Here is a 25,475-nt window from a genome sequence, read left to right on the forward strand (position 1 = left end):
CGAGGGTCGGCACCTCCGCCTTCGCCCCCAGGGCGAGCTGGGGGTAGGTGAGCTCCAGGTTCACGAGCAGGTCCCGGCCGTTGCGCCGGAAGACGGGGTGGGGCTCGAGCCGGCAGACGATGTAGAGGTCGCCCCGGAAACCGGGGGCCGAGCCGTCGTTGCCCTCGCCGGAGAGACGGATGCGCTGGCCGTCGTCAATTCCGGCGGGAATCTCCACCTCGAGATGCGGGGTGGTCCGGGTGTACCCCGACCCGTCGCAGAAGCCGCAGGGCTCCTCGACGACCTGACCGGTCCCGCGGCAGTTGGAGCAGGGGGTCTCCAGCCGCATGAAGCCGGTCTGGCGCACGACCCTCCCCCGCCCCCCGCAGACGGGGCAGGCCTTCGGGGGATGCCCCGGCTCGGCCCCGGTCCCCCGGCAGCGGGGGCAGAGCTCCACCCGGGGGATTTGAATCTCCCTCGTCACGCCGGTGAGCGCCTCGGCGTAGGTGACGGTGACGTCGGCCCGCAGGTCGTCACCCCGGTGCATCCGCTGCGCTCCGCGCCTGAACCCGCCGCCGAACAGCCCGCCGAACAGGTCGCCGAAGAGGTCGAAGATGTCGCCGACGTCGTCGAAGCCGTGGTATCCGCGCCCCTCCAGACCCTCGTGGCCGTAGCGGTCGTAAACCGCGCGCTTCTGCGGGTCCGAGAGCACCTGGTACGCCTCGGACGCCTCCTTGAAGCGCTCCTCGGCCGCGGGGTCGTCGGGGTTGCGGTCGGGGTGGAACTCGAGCGCCTTCTTGCGGTAGGCCTTCTTGACGGCCGTCGCGTCGGCGTCGCGCTCGACTTCCAGGACCTCGTAGTAATCGCGTCGGTGGATGGTCATCGCTGGTTAAGATTCATCGAGAAGGGCGTTCAATCCCGCACTTATAACTTCATGGAACAGCTCGATGCGCCCGGCGATTTTCTCCCGACCCTCGGATTTCTCATCCTCGTCGAGTTTCCGTTCTTTCACCAAAGTGTTGAACCTCTCGACGTCCTCTTTTAAAAGGACCGGGTTGTGGAGCAGCTCCTCGTGGCATTCGTAGCACATCAAAAGCGTATCTGTATTGTTGAACCAGGGGTGACCGTTGAGAAATTTCCTAAGACGTTTTGCTACGCAATGTTCCTCAGTAGCATGTGAACGTCCTTCAAGTGTATCTTGCGCATAATTACCGCTTCTGTGAACCTTGCAACCGCAGATGGCGCATCTCTCCATTTCTACTTCTTTCGATGAAAAGGAAGTATTGGCGTTGTGCCGGCGCCGTCACGGTTTTTGCGGAGTTCGGAGCATCTCGATAATTCTGCGTTCACTTCCGGCAAAAACGCGTGCCGGCGCCTGCCTGCCTGGATTAACGAATCATTCGCAGGTTTTGGAAAGCAATCAACTCCCACACCTCGCAGTGCGGGTTGGCCAGAAGCCCCGGCGTGCGGGCCGAGCAGTCGGCCATCCTCCGGGCGGAGTCCGCCGGGTCGCCGCCGGTGAGCCACAGCGTCCACAGAGTGGAGTAGCGCGCGCCCTCGATTTCGGTCAGGCCGAGGGTGTTCCGGCAGTAGGCGAGGGCGTCGCGCCCGGCGAAGTCGTCGCGCTTGGAGACCAGAACACCCACGGGTGTCCCCCCGTCATCACGCGGCGGCGTCAGCCCGGCGAGGGAATCCACCCGGCGGTGGGCGTGCTTCGACGGGTTGACGAAGCGGCTGGTCCGCCGGAGCAGCTCGGGCAGCAATTTTTCCGGGTCGAAAGCGCCCGTGAAGCGCCAGAGCTCCTCGCGGTCCAGCGCGGAAAGGTTGGTGTGCCCCAGAAGCTCGACCAGGGCGAAGCGGGCCGAGGCGGCCACCGTGTCCGGCACCTTCAGCCGAACCAGCAGGTCGAGCTCCGCCATCAGGCCGCCCCCTTCAGGTGCGCGGCGAGGGAGAGGAAGAGCTTCCGCCCCGGCCCGGCCTCGTCCAAATCCCCCCCGTCGTAGGACCGGCGCCGCTCGCCCCAGGGGCCGGCCAGCTCCCGCGGGAGCTGCCAGAGCCAGCTCGCCCGCTCGGGGTGCGGCATGACCGCCAGCACGTTCCCCGCCGGGTTGGTCAGCCCCGCGATGTCGCCCAGGGCGCCGTTGGGATTGACCGGGTAGCCGCCTTCCGCAGGCGAGCCGTCGGGATTCGCGAAGCGGAAGGCCACCTGGCCGTTCCTCTCGACGAGCACGAGAATCTCCCTGTCGCCCGTCGTGAAGCGCCCCTCGGCGTGGGCCATGGGCACGGGGACGACCTCGCCCTTTTCGTACATTCTGGTGAAGAGGCTCCCGGTCGGGTTCTCCACGCGGAGGTACGTCCAGCGGCAGAGGTAGCCGTGCGCGTTGGCGTCCAGGGCCATCTCGAGGGGGTGGCCCTCTTTGATTCCGGGCACGAGCCCGGCTTCCAGGAGCGTCTGCGCCCCGTTACACACGCCGAGGACCGGCTTTCCGGCGTCGGCGGCCCGGGAGACCTCGTCCAGGACGGCCTCCTTGGCGCCGATGGCCCCGGCGCGCACCCGGTCCTGGAAGCTGAACCCCCCGGCCAAAAAGTAGGCGTCGGCGGAGCGCAGCTTGTCCGGCTCGTTCCAGCGGACGATTTCGGCGTCGAGGCCCGCGGCCTCGCAGGCGCGGACGCTCTCGTACTCGCAGTTGGTGCCGGGGAAGGCCAGGACGGCGACTTTGGGCATGGTGTAAAAAAATGGAAAAGGGGCTCGAAGCCCCCATTTTACCAAAACCCGGGAGAGTTATCCCGCTACGGCTCGACGGACCAGATGAATAACACGGCCCCGCGCACGGCGTCCTCCTACATTCCCAAACCGGGGCAATCGTTGACCCCGATGCGGTGAGGGTCAACCGTCTTCAATGGCGGGGAAGAAAACCCCTCACCCCGGCCCGTGCCATGCAGGATTCCCCGGAGGGGAGAGGGGGTGGGCTACTCCACCGGGCACCAGGCGGGATTAAGACCTCCTTCTGTGGTCAACTGGGTCTGGTTGCCCCCATCGGCGTCCATCACGAAGATTTCCGAGCGACTGCCGGTGCGACCGGATGAGAAGGCGATGCGGCGGCCGTCGGGGCTCCAGGCGGGATCGCAGCTGTTACTATAATTGGTGGTCAACTGGATCAGCATACTACCGTCGGCTTCCATTAAGAAAATTTCACTGCCCCATGTAATACCGTTTGGGTAGGAGGTAAAAATTATGTGAAGTCCGTCAGGACTCCATTTGGGTTCAATATCTTTTATTATATTGTGGGTCAATTCTCTTTGATGGCCTCCCTTTAACACGTAAATTTCACAGTCACCATTATCATCTTTTGCGTGGTAGGCGATGCATTTGCCGTCCGGGTTCCAGGCAGGCGTTTCATCCGCGAATTGATTTTCTTTACCGCTTCCGTATGTTCGCCGTCTTTGGTTGCGCCCGTCGGCGTCCATCTCATAGATTTCCCAGTCCCCGTCGCGGTCGGAAACGAAGGCGATACGGCTGCCGTCGGGACTCCAGGCGGGCCACCTGTCAAGGCTTTCGTTGTCGGTCAACTGGATCTGGTTGCTCCCGTCGGCGTCCATCACGAAGATTTCCCGGTCCCCGTCGCGGTCGGAGGTAAAGGCGATGCGGCCGCCGTCCGGACTCCAGGCGGGACCCGCGTCCCAGTCATCGTCGAAGGTCAACTGGGTCTGGTTGCCCCCGTCGGCGTCCATCACGAAAATTTCCCGGTCCCCGTCGCGTTTGGAGTCGAAGGCGATGCGGCGGCCGTCGGGACTCCAGGCGGGAAACATGTCATCACTGGTGTTGTCGGTCAACTGGGTCTGGTTGCTACCGTCGGCGTTCACCACGAAGATTTCCCAGTCCCAGTCCCCGTCGCGGTAGGCTTGGTAAGCGATGAGGCCGTTATCATACTCTCCGCCACCGACGTCTTCGCCGCTTCTCGAGATCGGAAACAAACAACCCAGCGTGAACCCCAGGAGAAGTGCACAGATTAGAAAAACGGTTCTCATCTCCCTCCCTCCAAACCAGGAAAACTTCCACGACCATTAAATATTAAAGCAAAAATCCTGTCAATGTAAAAAGAGAGCCGGTCGGGCTCTCCTGATTTTTAACGTGCTGATGTTGGCTTTTTACAACACGACGGACTTGTGCCGCGCCGTGTGACTCTGGACGTTGTCCGTTTTAAAAGGGAATCAGAAGCGACGGGCCACGGGGGATGCATCCCGCGGGGCCGCCCTACACATTGTTACCCCTCGTCACCCACCGTGGATAGAGTCATGGCGGGACCTACTCCACCGGACCCCAGGTGGGGGAACTGTCCCAATCATCGGTGTCGGTCAACTGGGTCTGATTGCTTCCGTCGGCGTCCATCACGAAGATTGCATAGTTCCGTATAAAGGCGATGCGGCTACTGTCCGGACTCCAGTCTGGAGCGGGATACCTGCTTTTGGTGGAGGTCAACGGGGTCTGGTTGCCTCCGTCGGCGTCCATCACGAAAATGTCCCAGCCCCCGACATCCCCTACGCGTTGGGAATAGAAGGCAATGCGGCGGGCGTCCGGACTCCAGACAGGATAGAGGTCAAAGCTTCCGTTGTCGGTCAACTGGGTCTGGTTGCCACCGTCGGCGTCCATCACGAAAATTACACAGCCACTACCCCCGACGCATTCGGATTGAAAGGCGATGCGGCTACCGTCGGGACTCCAGGAGGGATACCAGTCCTCTCTACTATTAAAGGTCAACTGGGTTTGGTTGCGCCCGTCGGCGTCCATCACGAAAATTTCATCGCCCCCCTCGCGCCAGGTAACGAAAGCGATGCGGCGGCCGTCCGGACTCCAGGAGGGAGACCAGCTGTCGCGAGCGTTGTCGGTCAACCGGGTCTGGTTGCGTCCGTCGGCGTCCATCACGAAGATATTCCGCTTCCCGTCGCGGTTGGATATGAAGGCGATGCGGCTGCCGTCGGGGTTCCAGGCGGGGCAATGGTCCCCATAGTCGTTGTCGGTCAACTGGGTCTGATTGCTTCCGTCGGCGTCCGTCACGAAGATTTCCCCGTCCCCGTCGCGTTTGGACTCGAAAGCGATGCGGCCGCCGTCCGGACTCCAGGCGGGATTCCTGTCATCACTTGTGTTGTTCGTCAACTGGGTTACATTGCTTCCATCGGCATCCATCACGAAGATTTCATTGCTCCGTATAAAGGCGATGCGGTATTGTTTGTAGCAGCTCAAGGAAAACAGGACGGCAACTATCGCAATGGCCGCAAAAAGAAACTTGTTTGCCTTCATTGGGCTTGCTCCTCCTTCAGTTGTAAGTTTTTTATTCCACCGGGTACCAGGCGGGATGATCGTCATAACTACTGTTGAAGGTCAACTGGGTCTGGTTGCTCCCGTCGCTGTTCATCACGAAGATTTCATAGTCCCCGTCGCGGACTGAGCCGAAGGCGATGCGGCTGCCGTCCGGACTCCAGGTGGGCCACCAGTCAATGTTTACATTGTCGGTCAACTGGGTCTGGTTGCGCCCGTCGGCGTCCATCACGAAGATTTCATCGTCCCCGTCGCGGTCGGAAACGAAGGCGATGCGGCCGCCGTCCGGACTCCAGGTGGGCCAACAGTCACCACTGGTGTTGTCGGTCAACTGGATCTGGTTGCCCCCGTCGGCGTCCATGATGAATATCTCGTCGTCCCCGTCGCGGAAGGAGTGAAAGGCTATACGACTGCCGTCCGGGCTCCATGCGGGATCCCAATCACCGCTTTCGTTGTCGGTCAACTGTGTCTGGTTGCGCCCGTCGGCGTCCATCACGAAAATTTCCTCGTCCCCGTCGCGGTTGGAATCGAAGGCAATGCATCCGCCGTCGGGACTCCAGGCGGGATCCCAATCGGCGCTTTCGTTGTCGGTCAACCGTGTCTGGTTGCGCCCGTCGCTGTCCATCACGAAGATTTCCAAGTCCCCGTCGCAGTTGGAATCGAAGGCGATGCGATCGCCGTCCGGGCTCCATGCGGGACCCCAATCACCGCTTTCGTTGTCGGTCAACTGGATCTGGTTGCCCCCGTCGTCGTCCATCACGAAGATTTCCCCGTCCCCGTCGCGGTCGGAGTGAAAAGCGATGCGGACGGGTTGATCATCACCGTCCCCGTCACCTGAAGTAGGAAACGAGCATCCCAGCGTGAGCCCGAGGAGAAGCGCACAACTTAAAGAAAGGTTTTTTATCTCCCCGCCTATAAAACCAGACCTTAAAAGGAATTCTGAATGATACACAGATAAATAAGGGATCACCACTTCATTTCGGACCAGCACGATGTTGAGACGACCGCTAACGATCTGTCAGCACACATTTAAAAGAAGAGATGCTGAATGTAAAAGGTGTATGGCGGCCCTTCCACGGGCCGCCGAAAAGGGCGGGTCATTCAAGAGGGTGATATAAACTCGACAGGCGTGTCCTTCCTCTTTGCCACATTCCTCTGTGGCAGGGTCATAAACCTTGTGATGCCGTTTGTTAAAGCCTTCTTCCGATTGGCGTGGTCCGGTTAGGAAATGTGATTCCATAAATAATTATGCCGATGAAGAAGAAGAAAGAGAGCCGGTCTGGCTCTCTCAGCAATTGAAGACCGGATTCGCCGCATAGGTTTTTCAGAGCTCGACGGACTTGTGCCGCGCGGCGTGGCACTGCACGTTCACCGCCACCGGCAGGCTGGCGATGTGGCAGGGGTAGGTCTCGATGGCCAACCACAGGGAGGTGGTCCGACCGCCCAGCCCCTGGGGCCCGATGCCGAGACGGTTAATCTCATCGAGCCACTGCTTCTCCAGCCCGGCGTAGTACGGGTCCGGGTTGTGCTCGCCCACGGTGCGCAGGGTGGCTTTTTTTGCCAGGATGGCGCACTTCTCGAAGTCGCCGCCGATGCCCACCCCGATGATGGTGGGGGGGCAGGGGTTGGGGCCGGCCTCGTCCACCACGCGCAGGACGAAGCGCCGCACGCCCTCCACCCCGTCGGCGGGCTTGAGCATGGCCACCCGACTCATGTTCTCGCAGCCGCCGCCCTTGGGCTCGAAGTGGATTACGAGCGCGTCGCCGGGGACCACGTCGTAGTGGATGACGGGCGGTGTGTTGTCGCCGGTGTTCTTGCGCCTCAGGGGGTCTACCACGATGGACTTTCGCAGGTAGCCGTCGGCGTAGCCCCGGCGCACCCCCTCGGCGACGGCCTCGGTGAGCCCGCCACCGGTGATGCGCACCTCCTGGCCCAGGGTCACGAAGGCCACGGCGTAGCCCGTGTCCTGGCAGATGGCCACCTCCTCATCCCGGGCGATCTCGGCGTTTTTGATTATCACGTCGAGGACGTCGCGCCCCACGGGGGATGGCTCCTCGGCGCGGAAATCACGGAGCGCCTTTTCCACGTCCTCGGGCAGGTAGTAGGCGGCGTCCAGGCAGAGTTGCCGGACGGTGGCGGTGACGTCTTTCGCGTCTATCTCTCGCATGTCCGTCTTTCGGGTTTGGGTTTCAGTAGGCGCGTTTCGGGGAATGCACGGGTAAACCGACCGCGCGTCGGATTTCGCACTCCCCGGGCTGTTTAATCTCAGAGCCGGGTCAGGGTCTCGTCCAGCCGGCCGACCAGGGCCCCGACCGACACCGCCGACGGGGGCTGACCGCCCGAGTCCCGGACGAACCGCTTGAGGTGCACCAGGGCGTGTACCAGGCGGGCCGCGGCCAGCGCCCGTTCGTCGGGCGGATTCCAGGACGGGTTGCGGTCGCCGGCCGTCTTCCGGTAGAGCGCGAGCTGCTCGTAGCCCAGACAGGAGGCCAGGTCCAGCGCCGCCCAGCCGAGCCCCATCTCGCCCCAGTCCACCAGGGTCCCGGACCCGTCGGCGCCCACCACGACGTTGGGTGGCTCGAGCTCGCCGTGGACCACCACCGGGCCCTCGCCCGCGGCCAGTTCCACTGCCTCGGCGGACACCGCTGTTGCGCGGCTCAGTAGAGCCCCAGCTTCAGCACTCATGCCGGGAAGGTCGAGGTACGCCGCGGTATCGTCCACCGACGCCTCGATCAGGCTCTCCCGGGAGACGAAGGTGTAGCCCCGCCGGAGGTAGGCCTCGGCGTGACCGGCGGTGGAGGCGTGGAGGATGGCCATGTCGGCCACGATTCCCTCGGGGAGGGAATCGGCGGTGAAGGGGTTGCCGTCGGCGCCGTTTCCGAGCGCCTGACCCGGCACGAAGAGGTAGCACAGGGCCCGGCTCTCGACGCCGTTCGACTTGATGTCCAGGGAGGAGACGAGGATGCGCGGCTGGTGCTTCATACCCAGCCTATGACCCAGGACCAGGGCCTCCACCTCGCGTTCGCCGGGAATCTTGAAGAAGAGGTCCACCCGGTTCTCTTCCCCCCGCCCGCCCCGGGTCGTCACGGTTCCCCGCCGGGGGGCGAAACCGTTGCCGACGGCCGTGGACAGGGGATCGGGCTCGGCGAAGACGATGTTCTCCACGGCGACGGCCCGGGAGAGGTGCCGGGCGAGCGCCTGTTCCAACGCCGTCTTGCCCACGGGTGTGATTTCCCAGTCGGGGGCGCCGAAGGTGTTGTAGCTCACGGCCGACCCCCCTTCCCCCGGAGTTCCTCCCAGAGGCGGGCGGCGCGGCGGTAGTGGGGGATGACCACGGAGCCCCCCACCACGAGCGCCACTTCGAGGGCCTCGTAGAACTCCTCGCCCTCCACGCCCTCGTCGTTGCAGCGCAGGACGTGGTACGTGACGCAGTCCTCGCAGCGCAGGACGGTCGAGGCGACGAGCCCCAGCAGCTCCTTGAACCCGCCGGGGAGCCTCCCCTCGCCGTAGACCTGGCTGTCGAGTGAGAAAAAACGTTTCGTGATTTTCCCGCCCCGGGAGAGGACCAGCTCGTTGAGCTCCTCCCGCTCCCGGCGGAAATCTTCCGTTGCATTAGTCATCTAAAAACTCCAGTACTGGATGCGATTTGCCGCGGTTGTAGAGGAAATTACCTCACCCGTCTCCCGTCACCGTCCTCCTCCCTCATTACGGGAAAAGCCGTCCTCCGGTGGCGGAGCAGTGCAGAAGTGGCAGCATCGCGGGAGTCGTCGCGCCGCCCGGACCGGATGCCGGCCCATGGGTGTCGTTGCGAGAAGAATACTCTATTAGGCGGCGTTATTCAAGCGGGCTACACCGTCCCGTCGCGCAGGCCGTCGGTGATGCCGCGGGCCCGTCGGCGCAGCTTCCACTGGGCGCGGCGCCCCTCGACCGCGTAGGCCAGCTCCGCCCCCAACAACAGAATCGTCGCCGCGTAGTAGGACCAGAAGCTGAAAGCGACCAGACCGGCCAGGACGCCGTAGTAGACGTCCGGCCGGGCCAGGTCGGCCAGGTAGAAGCTGAAGAGCACCTTGGCCGCCTCGTAGGCGAGCGCTGCGGTGAGCGCGCCCACGGACGCCGCCTGCCAGCTCACCGGCGCCGTGGGCACCAGGCGGTAGACGAGGAAGAAGAAGAGCGCCGTGAGGATATAGGGGACGACCAGCAGGATGATCCGGGCGAGGCCCCTGGCCAGGGGGAACTCCCACCCCCCCAGCCGCCAGTCGGATCCGGCAAGCTTGGCCAGGAGCCCGGTGAGGACGGTCCCCGCCAACAGGAACACGAAGACCCCCAGGAGCATGCCCAGGGCGATGAGCCTCCCCTCCCACCAGCGCCTCTTGCGCCCCGCGCCCCAGATGTTGTCCAGCGCCCGGCGGACGGAGTCGGTGAGCCGCGACGAGAGCCAAAGGAGCACCACCAGCCCCACGATTCCCACCTCGACCCTGGCCCCCACCGCCTTTTCCAGAAGATTCCCCGCCCAGCCCAGGGACTCGGGGATTATCCCGCCCAGCGCCTCGGTCACGGTCCGGGCCGCCGCTCCGCTTGAGCCGAGGATGAAGCCGAAGACGCTCACCCCCAGAAGGACCAGGGGGACGAGGTTCACCCCGAGGAAGAAGGCGATTCCGGCCGCGGAGAGGGAGCCCTGGTGGGTGACGAAGTGGCTCTTGAGGACCCCGCCCAGGAAGCGGAAGAAGCCCTTGACGCCGGCCCAGATTTGAGCCGGTTTCGGGAGGCGTCGGAGGAGGTCGCGGACGCTGTTGCCGGGGGTGTGGGGCATGGACGGCTCGGCTCCTACGACGGATGTGGCGGGGTAATCACCACCGTCGGCAGTCGCATCTACGCAAAAGAAAAGGGTTTACGGCAATCCCGTCGAATGTCCACTCTGCGGTCTGCGCGGCCGCCACCGGCCGGGCGACGGTCGCGCCCACTCCGTCGTCTTCAGTTTACCGGCGGGCCGCGTCACCATGCACCCGATCAAACCCTCTCCCTCGTTCCCAAATATGCTTACGAACGAGGAGGGTCGAGGGTGAGGATGGGCCTCACGGGGAGGGGACGAGGGTCAGGCCGGAGCCGTTCTCGGCCTCCCAGCGGCGGACCGAGAGGGTAATCTCCCCTGCCAGGGCGGCCACGGCGCGGCGGTTGGCCTCCTCGGCGGCCTGCCCCGCGTTGTACACGTTGCCGAGGTAGAACCCGGCGCCGATGAACCCGGCCAGGGTGGCGGCGGGGAACTCCCCCTCCTCGGCGGCCCACCATGTGGCCCCAATCCACAGCGCGTTGGTGGTCAGCGCCAGGACGCCGTCCCAGAAGTCGCCCGCGATGACCTGCCCCAGCCCCGGCACCAGGGCCGAGGCCAACGAGGCGAGGCCGGGGTTCACCCGGGGCAGCTCAGTCCGGCGGGCGGCGATTCGGGCCAACTCATCGCCCAGCGCGCCTGCGGGGTCGCCGGGGAAATCACCCGCGGCCCGGGAAAATTCGCCCTCGGCCGATTCCAGGTCCCAGGTCGGCAGGTAGGTCAGGCCGCAGAGAATCCGCGCCCGGCCCGAGCTCTCCAGCGGTGGGGATTCGGAGGCCAGCCCCTCCAGCTCCAGCCGCGCGTCGGCGTAGTCGCGCCCCAGGGCCAGCGAACGCCCCAGGGCCAGCCGCACCCGGGGAACCAGGTCGCTCGAGGGGTAATCGGCCAGGAATTGCCGGTAGGTCGAGGAGGCGACGCCGTACTCCCCCGCCCCGTCGTAGGCCAGCCCGACGCCGAAGGCCGCGTCGTCGGCCAGGGAGCTCGACGGGAAGAAATGTAAAAGGCGCTCGTACTCCAGCACCGCCTTGAAGAACTCGCCCCGCCCGCAGAGCTCCCGGGCGAAAGTGAGCTGCCCCTCGTCGGTGAGCGTCAACTCCGCCGCCGGGGCGAGGGCGGCAAGGATAATGAGAAGGGCGACGGTTTTTTTCACGGCACGGGGTCCCAGAGGTGTCCGCGCGCCTCACGGGCGAAGACGGTGAAGTTCAAAGGTTCCCAGGCGCCGCAGGCCTCGAAGCGCGGGTAACCGTAGGCCTCGAGCACGGCGTAGTAATCGTAGAGAAGGACGGGGTAGCGCGCCGGCGGGATGTGATTGTTACAGCGCAGGAGCCGCCCGAAGGCCAGGATGACGCCCTTCGCGGGGCCGTGCCCGGACACCGCCCCGTAGGCGTAGTTCGAGCAGGTGGGCTCGTAGCGGCAGAAGGAGGCGTTCTGCCCCGTGAGCCAGTATTTCCACAGCCCGAAGAGCGGGGCGAGGGCCGCCTGCATGAAGCTCTCCGAACCGCCGGCGGTGACGGGGACGTCGGCGAGGCCGAGGCGGACCGGGCCCGGCGTTTCGTCGAAGCCGCCCTCGGGCGGGGCGTAGGGGCCTTGACTCGCGGCGTACGAGACCAGGAGCATCAATGACAACCAGGCCGCCTTCATCATCCTCCGGCCATACCTCGGTGCGAAGCTCATCAAGTATACCAGACCCCGCCCCACGGTGGCGCATGGGGACTCTTCCTGTTATAATACGCGGGCTCCGAACCGCGCTCGATAGCGCATCGAGAAGAGTCCCATGTTCAACAAGATACTCATCGCCAACCGCGGCGAGGTGGCGTTGCGGGTCATCCGCGCCGCCCGCGAGCTCGGCATCCGCACGGTGGCGGTTTACTCCGAGGCCGATCGCGGCGCGCCCCACACCCGCGAAGCCGACGAGGCCGTCTGCATCGGACCGCCGCCCCCCGGCAAGAGCTACCTCTCCATCCCCCGCATCATCGCCACCGCGGAAATCACCGACGCCGACGCCATCCACCCCGGATACGGCTTCCTGGCGGAGAACCCCCACTTCGCGGAAATCTGCGAAGCCTGCCGCGTCACCTTCATCGGCCCCTCGCCCCGCACCATCACCATGATGGGCAACAAGGCCACCGCCCGCAGGACCATGATGGAGGCGGGAGTTCCGGTGGTCCCCGGCTCCGAGGGCGTAATCAAGACCGCCGACGAGGCCGCGTCGGTCGCCGAGGAAATCGAGTACCCGGTCATCGTGAAGGCGGTGGCGGGCGGCGGCGGGCGCGGGATGCGCATCGCCCACACACCGGTCGCCCTCCTCGGCGCCTTCACCACCGCCCAGACCGAGGCCGAGAACGCCTTCGGCGACGGCAGCGTCTACCTGGAGAAGTACATCGTCAAGCCCCGGCACGTGGAAATCCAAATCGCCGGGGACCGTCACGGCAACGTGGTGCACCTTGGCGAGCGCGACTGCTCCATCCAGCGCCGCCACCAGAAGCTCCTCGAGGAGTCCCCCAGCCCCGCCGTGGACGCCGAGCTGCGTCAGCGCATGGGCGATGCCGCCGTGAGCGCCGCCCAGGCCGCCCTATACCACTCCGCCGGCACCGTCGAGTTCCTCCTCGACGCCAGCGGCAAATTCTACTTCATGGAGATGAACACCCGCATCCAGGTCGAGCACCCAGTCACCGAGATGCGCACCGGCACCGACCTCGTCCGCGAGCAGATCCTCGTCGCCTCCGGGGAGAAGCTCTCCTGGACCCAGGAGGAGATTACATTCTCCGGCCACGTCATCGAGTGCCGCATCAACGCCGAGGACCCCCTAAGGAATTTCACCCCCAACCCGGGCACCATCACCGACTTCAAGGCCCCGACCGGGGACGGCGTCCGCGTGGACACCTACGCCGAGCCCGGCGCCAACGTCAGCCCGTACTACGATTCGCTGGTGGCCAAGCTCATCGTCAAGGGCGCCGACCGCGCCGACTGCATCGCCAGGATGCGCAAGGCCCTTAACGAGATCGTCATAGACGGCATCCAGACCACCATCCCCTTCCACCTGGCGCTCCTGGACAACCCCCGCTTCATCTCCGGCGACTACGACACCGGCTTCCTGGAGGAAGAGAAGATCATCTGAGAAAGGATTGTGTCATGGAGAGCAAGGTTGTGATTGTACCTCCCGGTAAGATTTACGACTTCGTTGATGGGAAGTTTAGGGATGACACACCGGAAGAGTATGTCAGGCAGAACATTGAAAAGCGCCTTGTCATCGAGCATGGCTACCCGAAGGAACAGATAGCCGTCGAGTTTACGATCAGAACCGGCTCAAAACGGCCTCGGGCGGACATCGTTATCTTCCACGACAAGGAGAATCGAGCCCAAGAGAACATTAAAATCATCATTGAGTGCAAGAAGGAGAAGACAGAGCCCACCCAGAAAAAGGATGGCGTAGGGCAGTTGCAAGCGTACATGTCCTCCTGCCCTAACTGTGAATGGGGGATGTGGACTAATGGGAGGCAGCGGTTTGTCTATCGGAAGGTAGTTAATGAGAAAGGCCGGATTGAGTTTGAGGAGCCTAACGACATCCCTTCTGTTGACGGTTCCTTGGAGAACATCGAGCGTCCCAAGCGCACCACGCTGAAGAGGTCGGTGGAAGACAATCTCCTCTTTGCCTTCAAGACCTGCCACAACCACATTTACGCTAATGACGGGCTTCAGAAATCGGAGGCGTTCTTTGAGCTTCTGAAGGTTATCTTCTGCAAGATATTCGATGAACACAACATAGGTCATCCTTTAGAGTTCTACGCAAAATCCAAGGAGCGGGCAAACCCCGATGGTCAGCTTGTAATCGCCGGTCGTATCGGCCGAATCTTTGATGCGGTCAAGGCGCAGTACCCCCAGATATTCGAGGCCGCCGACAAGATAAAACTCAAGCCTCGGAGCCTGGCTTACATTGTAAGCGAATTGCAGAGCTATTCCTTCCTCGGCACCGACGTAGATATTAAAGGGAAGGCTTACGAAGAAATCGTCGGCTCGAACCTTCGTGGGGATAGAGGGGAGTTCTTTACCCCGCGTAACGTCGTAAGAATGGCCGTAGGGATGCTTGAGCCCACTGTTGACGAGCGGGTGCTTGACCCCGCATGTGGCACCGGCGGATTTCTTGTCGTGGCAATGAATTATGTGGGAGATGTGTTGAGGCAGGCATTTGAGGAGGAGTTAGGTAAGACTCAAAAGGAATGGTCAGACACTGAGAAGGATACATTCGCTCGTAAAATAAGACAGGTTGCCGAAGAGAACTTCATTGGCTTCGATTTAAGCACGACCCTGGTTAAAGCCACGAAAATGAACATGGTGATGAACAACGACGGCAACGTTAATATATTCCAGTGCCACTCTCTTCTTTCTCCTCACGAGTGGGAGGCGCACCTTAGAGAGGGGGTGTCGAAGGTACTCGGCATCCGTGCCTCTGACATTCGCAACGCCGACACTATTGGGTTCTTCGATGTGGTAATGACTAATCCTCCCTTCGGGAGCGAGATACCGATTAGAGATGCTACGATTCTTAGCCAGTATGATTTAGGATACATTTGGGAGGAGGACAAAGAGCATCCTGGTGCATGGAGAAGAACCGATAGGCTTCAAAGCTCTGTTCCACCCGAGCAACTTTTCATCGAGCGTTGTGTGCAGTTCCTAAGACCCGGTGGGCGTATGGGCATCGTCCTCCCCGACTCGATTCTTGGCAATCCAGGGCTTGCGTATATCCGGCACTGGCTGATTAGGAACACGATTATCCTAGCCAGTATTGATCTTCATGTCGATACCTTCCAGCCCAAGAACGGCACACAAACCTCGGTTCTCTTCCTCCAGAAAAAGACCGATGAGCAGGTTAGAAAAGAAGAGCGCACCGGAAAGATGCGGGACTATCCTATCTTCATGGCGATGGTTGACAAGGTGGGGCATGACAAGCGGGGTAACAAGACCTATAAGAGAGACAAATATGGGAATGAAATCCTGGAGGATGATGAGTCTTCTGGGGAGGTAGAAACTGCGGCGAATGGTACGCAGGTAATCAGGTACAAGGCTAAAAAGCGCATTGAGGATGACCAAATGCCTCTTGTAGTTGAAGCCTTCAGACAGTGGCGGAAGCAGGAGGGTATCTCATGGTAGCGCCGCTACACAAGGAAGAGGAGCTTCAAACATCTGTTGAGGTTTCCCAAGAGGATTTACAGTGGAGCACTGTGAGCCTGTTGAGCGATGTGCTCACTAGGAGAAACAAAAAGGTGCGTCTTGAGGCGAGTGTTTTTGGCATTGAGGGGAGACATGCCCGTGAGGTATTAAAGCAGAACAAATGGCCACGCAATCAATTGGTTGGTGATACAGGCTTAGCAACAGCTTATTATCCAAGCAGGTTTTCTCGGGTATATCAAGAAGATAAAACGTACCCATTTATTACCCCAAAGCAAATTGAGGATATTAAACCAGAGCCCAAGGGTTATCTATCAAAGTTATGCGAGGTTGATTTAAAAGGCTTAATGCCTTCTTCTGGAGAGGTATTGGTTACAAGGTCCGGCTCTGTAGGTAGATGTGCCTATGTAAATAAAACCCTTGAAGAATACGCGGTTAGTGATGATGTCATTAGATTGCATGCATATCAAAAGTGTGATTCTGGATACATCTACGCCTTCTTACGTACAAAAATCGGTCAAACACTTGTTACCACAAACCAATATGGGGCAGTCATCAAGCATATTGAGCCAGAGCACCTAGAAAACATTCCAATACCCGTCCCTCCAAATGAGTTGAAGAAGAAGATCCATGATTTAATCGTACACTCCTATGAACTGCGAGATGAATCCAACGCCTTGCTTGACGAGGCTGAAAGCCTACTCTACAAAGCGCTCAACTTGCCGCCGATTGATAAATTAAAACCTGCATATCTGACGGATTCTGGTCTAAGGAGCTATCCTGTAAAGCTGTCTGAGTTTGATTCAAGGCTTGACGGTTCTTACCACGTACCGATTATCAATGAAATCTTGAATGTCTTACAGAAGGAAGCGGCAGAAGTCACAAATGTAGGGAACCCGCGCATTTCTACAAAGGTTATTCTTCCCAATAGATTTACGAGGGTATATGTAGAGGAAGGGCAAGGAACTGTGTTTTTCGGCCACAAACAGATATTCCAAGTTGACCCTTCTGATAAGAAATATCTATCAGTAGCCTATCATAGAAATAAGTTAGAGAATGAACTGGTATTAAAGGAAAACATGGTATTGATTTCAAGGAGCGGTACTATAGGAAAAGTTATGCTTACCCCGAAACATTGGGAGAGATGGGTTATTAACGAGCATGTAATTCGGGTCGTACCGGCGGATAATGAGATAGCTGGATACTTGAGCGTGTTTCTAAACTCCGACTATGGTTGGACGCTTGTTACTAGATTTACCTACGGCATGAACGTAGATGAAATAGATGATATGCAGGTATCTCGGGTTCCTGTACCGTTGCTTAAAGACATAGAAATGCAAAAGCATATAAATAACCTTGCTTTGGAAGCCAACAAAATGCGCACGAAGGCTTACTACGCCGAGCAAAAGGCGATTCAAATTACTAATGAAGAAGTGATATACAATGCGCGGTAGTACCTAATGCGCGTTGAAGTGGCGTTGGGGCCGGGGGAGTGGGCGACGGCGGAGCTCGACGGGCGTACCGCCGTGGTCTTGGACGTCCTGCGCGCCACGACCACGGTCACCACGGCCCTTTTCAACGGCGCGGCGGCGGTCGTCCCCTTCGCCGACCTGGAGGAATGCCGGGCTTATAAAAAAATTGAGCCTGACGTTCTTCTGGGCGGGGAGCGGGAAGGCGTCCGCCCGCCGGGCTTCGACCTGGGCAACTCACCCCTTGAATACACGCCCGAAAAGGTCGCCGGCCGGCGAATCGCCTACACCACCACCAACGGCACCCGGGCGCTCGCAGCCTGCCGTGGGGCGGAGGAGGTCCTTCTCGGGGCGCTGGTGAACCGCCGGGCGGTGGCGGAAAGGCTGGCCGCAGGCCACCGGGACGCGACGCTGGTGTGCGCCGGAAAACGCGGCGGGTCAAACCTTGAAGATACCTACTGCGCAGGTGCTATAATAGACTCGATGGAGAGCTTGGCCGCCGACGGGGTTGACCTCTCCGACCGGGCCCTGATCGTCCTGGCGCTGTTCCGGGCCCCGGACGCCGGAGCCGTCCTGGAGCGTTGCGAGCACGGGCGGGCCCTGGTCGGTCTGGGATTCTCGGACGACGTGGCCTACTGCGGGCGCATGGATGTCGTCGGGACCGTGGGCGTCCTCGAAAACGGTGAGATACGCGCCGCCCGCTGACGGGTAAAAATGTACGAGGACCTGCTGTACAAGATAATGGAGGCCATCGCGGGCGATACGGCCCACGAGGCCCACTTCAACCGCATCAGCCCCTCCGACATCGAGGACGCCGACACCTGCATCATGCTGGCGCTCTTCTACCGCCGGCGCGCCGACCACGAGCGGGCCCAACTCTTCGAAGACCAGGCCAAGCTCTTGACCGATGCCGCCTTCGTCCGTACGCGGTCGAGTCGCGAAGACCGCCCCAACCTCAAATCAGGGGTACCGATGTCCGACGATATTCTGGACGAGGTCCGCGCGGCTCTGGCCGGCGGTCCCGGAACGCCCGCCGCCAAGTTCGCCCACATCTTGCCCGAAAAGCTCGACGACGTGACCACCTGCAACGCCCTGGGCGATATGTACGCCAGGATCGGCAACTCGCAGCGGGCCTTCGCCTTCTACCACCGGGCCGCCCAGCTCTACAAGGAGGACGGCTACAACACGAAGTCCATCGCCATCCTGCGCAAGGCCACGCGCCTCGGCTCGCCGCCGGTGGACGCTTTGTGGGAGCTGGGTGAGCTCTACGCCGCCGAGGGCTTCAAGGCCGAGGCCTCCGGGCAGTTCCTCCGCTTCGCCGACTCGAACCGCCGCGCCGGCGACGCCCTGGCCGTTCTGAAGGCTTACGAGCGCATCGTCTCCCTGGACCCGAATAACTCCCATATCGCGGTCATCCTCGCCGATATGTACGCCAAGAGCGGGCTGTTGGAGAAGGCCGGACGGGAGTACGAGCGCGCCCTCGACCTCTTGCGCGACCACCAGGAGTTGGAGGAGATCAAGAGAATCGCCGAGAAGCTCAAGGCCCTGCACGTTCCGTCCATCGAACGGCCCGAGGAGACCAGGCCCGTCAGCCGCCGCGAATCCTCCGACCTCATCGTCATCCCCGAGGGCGGGATGGAGCTCGACATCGTTGAGGAGGAGCCTCCGGAAATTATTGCGGAGCCGGAGTACGAATCCGTCTTCGAGGAGGAGACCACCGACGAGCTCCTCGAGGAGCCGACCACGGACGAGGGCACCGGGGTCATCCTCTACGCCAGCTTCGACAAAATCATCAGCGAATTCAAGCAGGCGATGAGCACCCTCACCGAGGGGGACGACCCCCAGGGGCACTACGACCTGGGTATCGCCTACAAGGAGATGGGGATGCTCAACGAGGCGATAATCGAGCTCCAGGCGGCCTCCCGGCACGCGGAGTTCCAGACCAAGGCGCTGCCCGTCCTGGCCGACTGCTTCGTGGACAAGAAGATGCCCGAGCTGGCGGTGAAGCAACTGGAGAGGGCCATCACCCTCACCGACTCGGAGCAGGAGCTCCTGGCCATGCACTACCAGGCGGCGATGCTCTGCCTCCAGCTCGACCGGCGCGCCGAGGCCATCGAGCACCTCCGGAATTGCTACTCCATGGACGCCGATTACCTCGACGTGTCCAGGCGTCTCGACCGGCTGACGAAGAAGTGACGGCCGGGCGGGAGGCTCGAAGGTTGCCCTGTTTCTTTGGGGAAATCGGGTCGCGAGCTTGCGGGGCGGTCGCTTCCCGCGGGATCGTTTGAGCGAAAAAATGGGGGCCGAGCGCCCCTCTGTCTATAGCCGGGAACGAGGAGACAAGGGGTTTTGCCGGGGGCATAGCTCGCTTCGCTCGGTTAAACCCCTTGCCCCCAAAATCAAATGAACGAAGAACAGCTTCTCCGGGGGAACGGCACCGTGGTCCGGGATACCGGCTCGGGCCTGAGGGTCATCGTGCGCCGGGACCCCGCCGTCCCGGTGGTCACCGTGTGGGTCTGGGTGGGCGTGGGCAGCGTGAACGAGCCCGACGGAACGGGCGGCATCTCCCACGTCATCGAGCACATGGCCTTCAAGGGGACCCCGACCCGGGGCGTGGGGGAGATCAGCCGCGAGATAGAATCCCACGGCGGCTTCATCAACGCCTTCACCGGCCACTACGCCACGGCCTACTTCGTCAGCCTCCCCCGGGAGCACGCGGGGCTCGGCGTCGAGGTCCTGGCTGACGCGTTGTCCAACCCGCTCTTCGACCCGGACGAGCTGGCGCGGGAGCTCGAGGTCGTCGCCGAAGAGATAAGGATGCGCGACGACCAGCCCGGGACGCGGCTGTGGGAGTCGGCCGCCGGACAGGTCTACACCGTCCACCGCATGGGGCGCTCAGTCGGCGGCCACCTCGACGTGGTCAAGACCTTCACCCGCGACCAGGTCCTCGACCACCACCGCCGGCACTACACGCCGCGCAACTCCAGGGTGGTGGTGGTCGGCGACGTGGAGCCCGAGAAAATCTTTTCCGAGGTGGAACGGCGCTTTTCCGCCTACGGCCGCCCCTACCGCGAACCGGACCCCACCCCTCCGGAGCCGGAGCAGCTCGGGCCCCGGTTCAGGGTCGAGGAGATGCCGGTGAACCGCGCCCACCTGGCCCTGGCCTGGCCCACCCCCGGGCAGCTCCACCCCGACACCCCCTCCCTGGACATCCTGACCGGCGTGGCCGGCGACGGCCTCTCCAGCCGCCTCTACCGCCGGGTTAAGGACGAGCTGAACCTGGTGGACGACATCTCGGCCTCCCTGGTGATCGGCGACGACGCCGGCATCTTCTACGTTGACTGCGAGCTGGACCCCGCCGACGTCCGGCGGGCCCTGGCGGCGATTCTGGGCGAGACGGCGCTGCTCCGGAATCGGCCCGCGGGGCCTTACGAGCTGAACCGGGTCCGCAACACGGTGGAGCTCTCATACCTCCAGGAGCGCGAGACCGTGGAGGGACAGGCGCACGAGCTGGCCCACTACGACCACCTGGGCGACTGGCGCCGGGCCGAGGAGTACCTCCGCGGTCTCTACGCGGTCAGCGCCGAATCGGTCCTCGGGGCGGCCGGACGGTACCTCGCCCCGGAGAAGCTCAGCGTGGCGCTGGTCGTCCCCCCGGGGCGGGCGGCGGAGCTGGGGAACCTGGAGCCCGCGGCCGACCATTCGTCACCGCCGCCGGTCCGCCGGCCCCCCGCGGAGATGCCCCCCCGCCCCGTTTCCCCCTCACCGGTTTCGGTCGAGGAGACGGTCCTGGGTAACGGTGTGCGCCTGGTCCTCCGCCGCAACACCACCCGCGCCCTGGCGTCGGTGGCAGCCTTCACCACCGGGGGGCTTTTCGAGGAGCCCGCCGAGCTCGAGGGTGTGACCAATTTCGCCCTGGAGATGGCGCTGCGCGGCACCCGCGAGCACGACGCCCGCGAATTCCACGCCCTCGCGGAGTACTACGGGGCGGAGCTGGACACCGACGTGCAGCGCGACTTCTACGGGTTCAAGCTGGACTGCGCCGCCCGCCACCTGGACCCGGGGCTGGCCCTCCTCGCCGAGGCCCTGACGCGGCCCGCCTTCCCCGAAAGCGAGCTGGAGCCTAAGCGGAGCGACATCCTGGCCGAAATCGCCACCCGGACCGACGACGCGTCGGCGTACACCCTGGGCCGTGTCAACACCGCCCTCTACGGGGGGCGGGGGTACGGGCGCTTCCTGGACGGGCGCGAGGAGACGGTGCGCGTCCTGGACGCCGCGGCGCTCTCGGGGTGGTACGGCGACCGCTTGCGGGCGGACAGTCTGGTCATCGGCGTCAGCGGCGACTTCGAGCGCGACCCCCTCGTCGCGCGGCTCGAGGAGCTGTTCGGCGGGCTTCGGCGGGGTGACGGTCCGCCCGATCCCCCCCCGCGCATCTATGGCACGGACAACGTGGAGGAGCGGCTGCCCAAGCAGCAGACCCACGTGGCGCTGGCCTTCCCCGCTCCGGCGCTGGGCGACGACCGGCGTTTCGCCGCCGGTGTGCTGGCCCAGGGGCTGAACGGGGCCGGGAGGAGGCTCTTCGTCGAGTTGCGCGACCGGCTTAACCTGGCTTACGTCGTCTTCTTCCTCTACCGACCGCTCCGCGGCGCGGGTGGGTTCTTCAGCTACATCGCCACCCAGCCGGGACGGGGCGAAGAGGCGCAGGGCGCCCTCCGGGGCGAGCTGGAGCGGGTCGCCCGGGGAGGGCTCGAGCCCGTCGAGGTGGCCGAGGCCAGGGAGCACGTCGTCGGCCTCTACCAGCTCGGGCGCCAGAGGAACGCGGCGTTGGCCGCCGTTTACGCCGGCGCCGTGATCCAGGGGCTCACCGCCCGGGACGTGGATCTCTACCCCGAGCGCATCGCCGCCGTCACCCACGACGAGGTCAACGCCCTGGCGGCGGAATGTCTGGACCCGTCGCGCGGCGTGCGGTGCGTCATCCGGGGGACCCTGCCGGACCGCAAGACGAGGTAGCCGTGACCGGAGAATCACTCTCCCTCTTCGACCGCTGCTGCGAGCGCTGCCGCCACACCGACTCGGAGCCCTGCGGTGACTGGCTCGCCTGCCGCACCGTCGGTCCTTTCTGCCACACGGACCCGAAATGCGACGAGGCCAGGACGGCGGTGGCGCGGCGCATCGCCTTCGGCCCCGGAGCCCTCGTCGGGGTGGGGCAGGGCGACTGCGGGCGCGGGGTCGGTTCCGGGGAGGTCCTGAAGATCCTGGGGAAGGGGCTGCCCGCCGACTCCTTCGAGGTCGTCCCCACCGGCTGCCTGGGCTTCTGCTCGGCGGAGCCGCTGGTCTGGGTGGCGCGGCCCGCGGAGCCGGTCACCCTCTTCGGCGGCGTCACCCCCGACGACGCCGTCGAACTCGCTTGGCGCCTCGCCGACGGCGTGGGGTGGCCCGAGAAGGTGCTGGCCTACCTCCCGCCCGCCCTGGCCGAGGAGCGCTCCTTCCGCGACAACCGCCACCTGTACACCGTCGAGGAGGTAAAGGGCGGCTACTACCCCTTCTTTCTGGACAAGCAGATGCGGCTCGTGACGGCGCACTGCGGCTTGTCCCGTCCGACCAACTTAGACGACCACCTCATGCGCCGGGGGCTGCACCCCCTCTACGTCCTCATGCGCCACCTGACCCCGGAGGAGGCCTTCGCCTTCCTCGAGGATTCGGGGCTGGAATCGCGCGTCACCGGCGAGCCCGTGGCGCCCGTCTGGCAGAACTTCTCGGGTACGGAAGGCGGGTTGATCCGCCTCGACCTGCGCGACGGGAGGGCCAATCCGCCCCCCCTCACCCGGCGGCTCCTCGAGGGGCTCCCCTTCCAGGTCCTCGAATCCCTCCTCCTGCTGGGGCTGGTGACGCGGACCGACCGGGCGGAAATCGTCCTCCCCGACGACTGGGACGGCCTCCACGAGGCGACGGCGCCCGAGGACGACCTGCTGCGGCGCTACGCCCCCCGGAGCGCGGCGCCCGAGGAGAACCTGCGCACCGCCCTGGAAGCGCTGCGGAGTCGCGGCCTGACAGGTGACAGCATCCTGGGCACGGACTTCTCCTGCTCGGTGGAGCTCGTCCGCGAGCCTTCGGAGGACGGGGAGGCGCTCGGGGTGGACCTGGAGACGGTCCTCAACGTGCCGGCCATCCTGGAGATGGGCGGGGAGTGGTTCAGGGGTTACGGCCACGGCCGGCACCCCGGCACGAAGTGCCTTCTGGTGGGGGGACCACTGGCGGCCAAGGGCTTTCTGGAATTAAACCTGGGCACGCCGCTGGGTGACGTGCTGAACCTGGTCTGTGGTGGCGGCGAGGGTCCCGTCAACGAGGCGGCGCTGGACGGCGGCGGGGCGGTGCCGGCGGCGGAGTTCGACGCCGTCCTCGACTTCCCCGACCCGGAGGAGCTGCCCGGCCCGCCGGTCCTGGGCGCGCCCGCGACGGTCGTCTTCCGGGTCGCCGGGGAGACGGGGGAACCCGGTCCGGCGGAAACCGGGGAGCGGCCCGAGGTCCGCCTCTCGCCCCTGACCGGTCTCCTCGCCCGTTACGGGGATATCACCCCGCCCACCGGGCTGCCGGCGAGCGTCCTGTTGGGCTGGCGGATGGCGGGGCAGCGGCTGCTCGTCCTGACCACGGGCGCCGACGACGAGGCGGAGCTCTTCCACGCCGGGCGGCTGGCCGGGTACCTGAGCCGGGAGGCACCCCCGGAAATGGCCCGCTGGGCCGCGAATCTGTTGAACGCCCTCCACTCCCAACCCTGAGCCGAGGGGCGACCGATGACGGACCCCCAGGTGTCGTTCATCCTCGACGGCCGCGAGGTTCAGGCGCCGCCCGGGACCACGGTTCTGGAGGCCGCGCGCAAGCTCGGTCACGCCATCCCCACCCTCTGCTACCACCCCCTCCTGAAGACGGACGGCCGCTGCGGCATCTGCACCGTGGAGCGGGAGCCGGCGGTCCTTATCCGGGCCTGCTCGACGCCGGTGGAGCAGGGGGCGGTCTACCACACCGGCTCTCCGGCCGTCGCGGCCCACCGGCGCGAGGTGGCCAAGCTCCTCCTCTCCCGCCACGAGCTCTCCTGCCACGTCTGCGACCGCCACGGGGAGTGCGAGCTGGAGCGGCTGGTAGGGCGGCTGGGCATCACCGACGGCTCCCCGGTCGGTCTGGCGGCGCCGACCTTCACCGACCGCTCCTCGGCCTCGGTGTCGCTCCTGGGCGACCGCTGCCTGGCCTGCGGGCGGTGCGTCGCGCTCTGCGACCAGCTCGGCTGGGGGGCGCTCCGTATGGACGAGAAGCTGGTCCAGGCCCGGTCCGTGGACGAGCCCGGCCTGGCCGGACCGCACTGCACGAGCTGCGGCCAGTGCACCCTGGCGTGCCCCTCGGGCGCCCTGGTGCCCCGCTCGGCGGTGGTGCCGGTGGAATCGGCGCTCATGGACCGGGACCGCCACTGCGTGGCCGTGCTGGAGCCGACCGCGGCGGCGGCGCTCATGAACGAGCTCAAGGTGGACGCCCAACCCCGGCTGATCGGTACCCTGGCCACCCTGGGCTTCGCCGGGGTGGTGGATTCCGCCTGGGGGGCGGACGCCTACCTGGTGGAGTTGGCGGACCGGCTGCACCGTGAAAAACCCCGCGCGGCGATAATCTCGCCCTGCGAGGCGGTGCGGCGGTACGTCAGGCTGAACCGGCCCGAGCTGGCCGGCTGGCTCCCGCCGGAGGCCGGGCCGTCACAACAGGCCGCCTTCAAATGGCGACAGAAAGTCTCGCCCGAGCTGGGACTCGCGCCGGGTCACTGCTACCTGGTGCAGTTGGCAACGGGCACGGCCGCCAAGGAGGGGGTCCGGCGCCACTCCGTGGACCGCGAGCGGGGGCTCGACGCCTCCCTCACCGTGCGGGAGCTCACCGGGCTGCTGCGGCGGTTGGGGCTGACGCCGGAGAAGGCCAAAGCCCGGGGCTTCACCCACCTGCGCGGCTCGCGGCTGGGGACGATGCTCGGGGCGCCGGGGGCGGTGACGGACGGTCTGGCGGTCGTCTGGGCCCAACGGAGCGGCTCCGCCTTCCCCGCGCCGAGCGGCGGGTTCCTCCCTCCCGAGGAGGAGGAGCGGGGGATCGAGCTGCCGGGAGGCGGGCGGGCCCGGGTCCTCGTGGCCCACGGCGGGAGACAGGTACAGAACGCCCTGGACCGGGCGGTGGAATTGAGCGCCGATAAAGGAGGGCCGCGGATTTTATTGGAGTTGTACGCCTGCCCGGGGGGCTGCCTGGGCGGTGGCGGGATGCTACGGCTGGCCGGTCCGGCCGAGCTCCAGCAGCGGTATCAGGCGCTGGTGTACCTGGCCGGCGGGGCCCAGTTTGATTACCCGCACCAGAACAAGCGCCTGCGGCGCTTCCACCCCGAACTCTTCGATCCGATAGTGTAGTGACCCATCCCCTCTCCCTTTTAGGGAGAGGCTCGCCTACGGGCTAGGGTGAGGGTCGGGGCTGCGAACGTGGATGACGCGGCGGCCACGTTTTCCCTCTCCCCGTGGGAGCGGCGCGCCGACGGGCCGGGGTGAGGGCTACCTTATAAATAAACGGGCGGGTGTGGACACCCGCCCCTACTTTTATGGCTTAAGCAGTGTGTCGCCCTCGTAGGGGCCGACCGACGGCGCGCCGTTTAGGTCGGCCCGCGGCGGCCCGCAGAGGGGCCGCCCTACATTTCACATTCGATGGT

At 64.1% G+C, this 25,475-nt stretch carries 21 protein-coding genes; 8 read left to right on the forward strand and 13 right to left on the reverse strand.

What is annotated here, in order from left to right; genetic code table 11:
* From dnaJ to yidD, 13 genes are all read right to left on the reverse strand, one after another.
* Positions 1-862 (reverse strand): molecular chaperone DnaJ (dnaJ, locus tag VM054_10310; GenBank protein ID HUT99453.1); only part of this gene is annotated, 862 nt, incomplete at its 3' end.
* 6 nt (positions 863-868) lie between these two features.
* A complete protein-coding gene (locus tag VM054_10315) occupies positions 869-1,069 on the reverse strand; it encodes a hypothetical protein (protein ID HUT99454.1) in 201 nt (66 codons plus the stop codon).
* A 298-nt stretch (positions 1,070-1,367) separates the two neighbouring features.
* On the reverse strand, positions 1,368-1,898 hold the full coding sequence (locus VM054_10320) for a hypothetical protein (protein ID HUT99455.1): 531 nt from the start codon (positions 1,896-1,898) through the stop codon (positions 1,368-1,370).
* Positions 1,898-2,704 (reverse strand): phosphoribosylformylglycinamidine synthase I, encoded by an 807-nt coding sequence (gene purQ, locus VM054_10325; protein HUT99456.1) that lies wholly within the window; start codon positions 2,702-2,704, stop codon positions 1,898-1,900. The genes VM054_10320 and purQ overlap by 1 nt, the downstream gene beginning before the upstream one ends.
* A gap of 245 nt (positions 2,705-2,949) precedes the next feature.
* On the reverse strand, positions 2,950-4,008 hold the full coding sequence (locus VM054_10330; protein ID HUT99457.1) for a hypothetical protein: 1,059 nt from the start codon (positions 4,006-4,008) through the stop codon (positions 2,950-2,952).
* A 277-nt stretch (positions 4,009-4,285) separates the two neighbouring features.
* Positions 4,286-5,278, reverse strand: a complete 993-nt coding sequence (locus tag VM054_10335) for a DPP IV N-terminal domain-containing protein (GenBank protein ID HUT99458.1) — start codon at positions 5,276-5,278, stop codon at positions 4,286-4,288.
* 31 nt (positions 5,279-5,309) lie between these two features.
* The gene (locus tag VM054_10340; protein HUT99459.1) at positions 5,310-6,053 is read right to left on the reverse strand and encodes a hypothetical protein; all 744 of its coding nucleotides are present in this window, start codon (positions 6,051-6,053) and stop codon (positions 5,310-5,312) included.
* A gap of 567 nt (positions 6,054-6,620) precedes the next feature.
* Positions 6,621-7,463, reverse strand: coding sequence for a fumarate hydratase (locus tag VM054_10345; GenBank protein ID HUT99460.1), 843 nt, complete (start codon positions 7,461-7,463; stop codon positions 6,621-6,623).
* Positions 7,464-7,561: 98 nt separating this feature from the next.
* Positions 7,562-8,563, reverse strand: a complete 1,002-nt coding sequence (locus VM054_10350; protein ID HUT99461.1) for a phosphotransferase — start codon at positions 8,561-8,563, stop codon at positions 7,562-7,564.
* Positions 8,560-8,916 carry a carboxymuconolactone decarboxylase family protein gene (locus VM054_10355; protein HUT99462.1) on the reverse strand — a complete coding sequence of 119 codons (357 nt, stop codon included), beginning with the start codon at positions 8,914-8,916 and terminating at the stop codon, positions 8,560-8,562. The genes VM054_10350 and VM054_10355 overlap by 4 nt, the downstream gene beginning before the upstream one ends.
* 227 nt (positions 8,917-9,143) lie before the next feature.
* The gene (locus VM054_10360; GenBank protein HUT99463.1) at positions 9,144-10,106 is read right to left on the reverse strand and encodes a YihY/virulence factor BrkB family protein; all 963 of its coding nucleotides are present in this window, start codon (positions 10,104-10,106) and stop codon (positions 9,144-9,146) included.
* Between the two features lie 262 nt (positions 10,107-10,368).
* Positions 10,369-11,271, reverse strand: a complete 903-nt coding sequence (locus tag VM054_10365; GenBank protein ID HUT99464.1) for a tetratricopeptide repeat protein — start codon at positions 11,269-11,271, stop codon at positions 10,369-10,371.
* Positions 11,268-11,762: a membrane protein insertion efficiency factor YidD gene (yidD, locus tag VM054_10370; protein ID HUT99465.1), complete on the reverse strand. Its 495-nt coding sequence runs from the start codon at positions 11,760-11,762 to the stop codon at positions 11,268-11,270. The genes VM054_10365 and yidD overlap by 4 nt, the downstream gene beginning before the upstream one ends.
* A 133-nt stretch (positions 11,763-11,895) precedes the next feature.
* Between yidD and accC the strand changes: the two genes are divergently transcribed.
* From accC to VM054_10410, 8 genes are all read left to right on the forward strand, one after another.
* Positions 11,896-13,239 carry an acetyl-CoA carboxylase biotin carboxylase subunit gene (gene accC / locus VM054_10375; GenBank protein ID HUT99466.1) on the forward strand — a complete coding sequence of 448 codons (1,344 nt, stop codon included), beginning with the start codon at positions 11,896-11,898 and terminating at the stop codon, positions 13,237-13,239.
* Positions 13,240-13,253: 14 nt separating this feature from the next.
* Positions 13,254-15,269 carry an N-6 DNA methylase gene (locus VM054_10380; protein ID HUT99467.1) on the forward strand — a complete coding sequence of 672 codons (2,016 nt, stop codon included), beginning with the start codon at positions 13,254-13,256 and terminating at the stop codon, positions 15,267-15,269.
* Entirely contained in the window at positions 15,263-16,741 is a 1,479-nt protein-coding gene (locus VM054_10385; GenBank protein HUT99468.1) for a restriction endonuclease subunit S, read from the forward strand. Before VM054_10380 ends, VM054_10385 begins: the two co-directional genes overlap by 7 nt.
* Before the next feature lie 6 nt (positions 16,742-16,747).
* On the forward strand, positions 16,748-17,461 hold the full coding sequence (locus tag VM054_10390) for a 2-phosphosulfolactate phosphatase (GenBank protein ID HUT99469.1): 714 nt from the start codon (positions 16,748-16,750) through the stop codon (positions 17,459-17,461).
* A 9-nt stretch (positions 17,462-17,470) separates the two neighbouring features.
* Positions 17,471-18,952 (forward strand): hypothetical protein, encoded by a 1,482-nt coding sequence (locus VM054_10395; GenBank protein ID HUT99470.1) that lies wholly within the window; start codon positions 17,471-17,473, stop codon positions 18,950-18,952.
* A gap of 207 nt (positions 18,953-19,159) precedes the next feature.
* Entirely contained in the window at positions 19,160-21,766 is a 2,607-nt protein-coding gene (locus VM054_10400) for a pitrilysin family protein (GenBank protein HUT99471.1), read from the forward strand.
* A 2-nt stretch (positions 21,767-21,768) separates the two neighbouring features.
* The gene (locus VM054_10405) at positions 21,769-23,532 is read left to right on the forward strand and encodes a CCxxC motif-containing NuoF prefix domain-containing protein (GenBank protein HUT99472.1); all 1,764 of its coding nucleotides are present in this window, start codon (positions 21,769-21,771) and stop codon (positions 23,530-23,532) included.
* A gap of 15 nt (positions 23,533-23,547) precedes the next feature.
* Positions 23,548-25,182 (forward strand): [Fe-Fe] hydrogenase large subunit C-terminal domain-containing protein, encoded by a 1,635-nt coding sequence (locus VM054_10410; protein HUT99473.1) that lies wholly within the window; start codon positions 23,548-23,550, stop codon positions 25,180-25,182.
* The last annotated feature ends 293 nt before the right edge of the window (positions 25,183-25,475 follow it).

It is taken from the genome of bacterium, assembly GCA_035528375.1.
Taxonomy (GTDB): domain Bacteria; phylum RBG-13-66-14; class RBG-13-66-14; order RBG-13-66-14; family RBG-13-66-14; genus RBG-13-66-14.

What these genes read in the sequence shown, in the direction of transcription:
- VM054_10335 (HUT99458.1), bottom strand. Translation starts at nt 5,278, where the DNA reads ATGAAGGCAAACAAGTTTCTTTTTGCGGCCATTGCGATAGTTGCCGTC.
- VM054_10340 (HUT99459.1), bottom strand. Translation starts at nt 6,053, where the DNA reads ATGGACGACGACGGGGGCAACCAGATCCAGTTGACCGACAACGAAAGC.
- yidD (HUT99465.1), bottom strand. Translation starts at nt 11,762, where the DNA reads ATGAAGGCGGCCTGGTTGTCATTGATGCTCCTGGTCTCGTACGCCGCG.
- VM054_10320 (HUT99455.1), bottom strand. Translation starts at nt 1,898, where the DNA reads ATGGCGGAGCTCGACCTGCTGGTTCGGCTGAAGGTGCCGGACACGGTG.
- purQ (HUT99456.1), bottom strand. Translation starts at nt 2,704, where the DNA reads ATGCCCAAAGTCGCCGTCCTGGCCTTCCCCGGCACCAACTGCGAGTAC.
- VM054_10360 (HUT99463.1), bottom strand. Translation starts at nt 10,106, where the DNA reads ATGCCCCACACCCCCGGCAACAGCGTCCGCGACCTCCTCCGACGCCTC.
- VM054_10355 (HUT99462.1), bottom strand. Translation starts at nt 8,916, where the DNA reads ATGACTAATGCAACGGAAGATTTCCGCCGGGAGCGGGAGGAGCTCAAC.
- VM054_10400 (HUT99471.1), top strand. Translation starts at nt 19,160, where the DNA reads ATGAACGAAGAACAGCTTCTCCGGGGGAACGGCACCGTGGTCCGGGAT.
- VM054_10315 (HUT99454.1), bottom strand. Translation starts at nt 1,069, where the DNA reads ATGTGCTACGAATGCCACGAGGAGCTGCTCCACAACCCGGTCCTTTTA.
- accC (HUT99466.1), top strand. Translation starts at nt 11,896, where the DNA reads ATGTTCAACAAGATACTCATCGCCAACCGCGGCGAGGTGGCGTTGCGG.
- VM054_10410 (HUT99473.1), top strand. Translation starts at nt 23,548, where the DNA reads ATGACGGACCCCCAGGTGTCGTTCATCCTCGACGGCCGCGAGGTTCAG.
- VM054_10345 (HUT99460.1), bottom strand. Translation starts at nt 7,463, where the DNA reads ATGCGAGAGATAGACGCGAAAGACGTCACCGCCACCGTCCGGCAACTC.
- VM054_10380 (HUT99467.1), top strand. Translation starts at nt 13,254, where the DNA reads ATGGAGAGCAAGGTTGTGATTGTACCTCCCGGTAAGATTTACGACTTC.
- VM054_10395 (HUT99470.1), top strand. Translation starts at nt 17,471, where the DNA reads ATGTACGAGGACCTGCTGTACAAGATAATGGAGGCCATCGCGGGCGAT.
- VM054_10330 (HUT99457.1), bottom strand. Translation starts at nt 4,008, where the DNA reads ATGAGAACCGTTTTTCTAATCTGTGCACTTCTCCTGGGGTTCACGCTG.
- VM054_10390 (HUT99469.1), top strand. Translation starts at nt 16,748, where the DNA reads ATGCGCGTTGAAGTGGCGTTGGGGCCGGGGGAGTGGGCGACGGCGGAG.
- VM054_10385 (HUT99468.1), top strand. Translation starts at nt 15,263, where the DNA reads ATGGTAGCGCCGCTACACAAGGAAGAGGAGCTTCAAACATCTGTTGAG.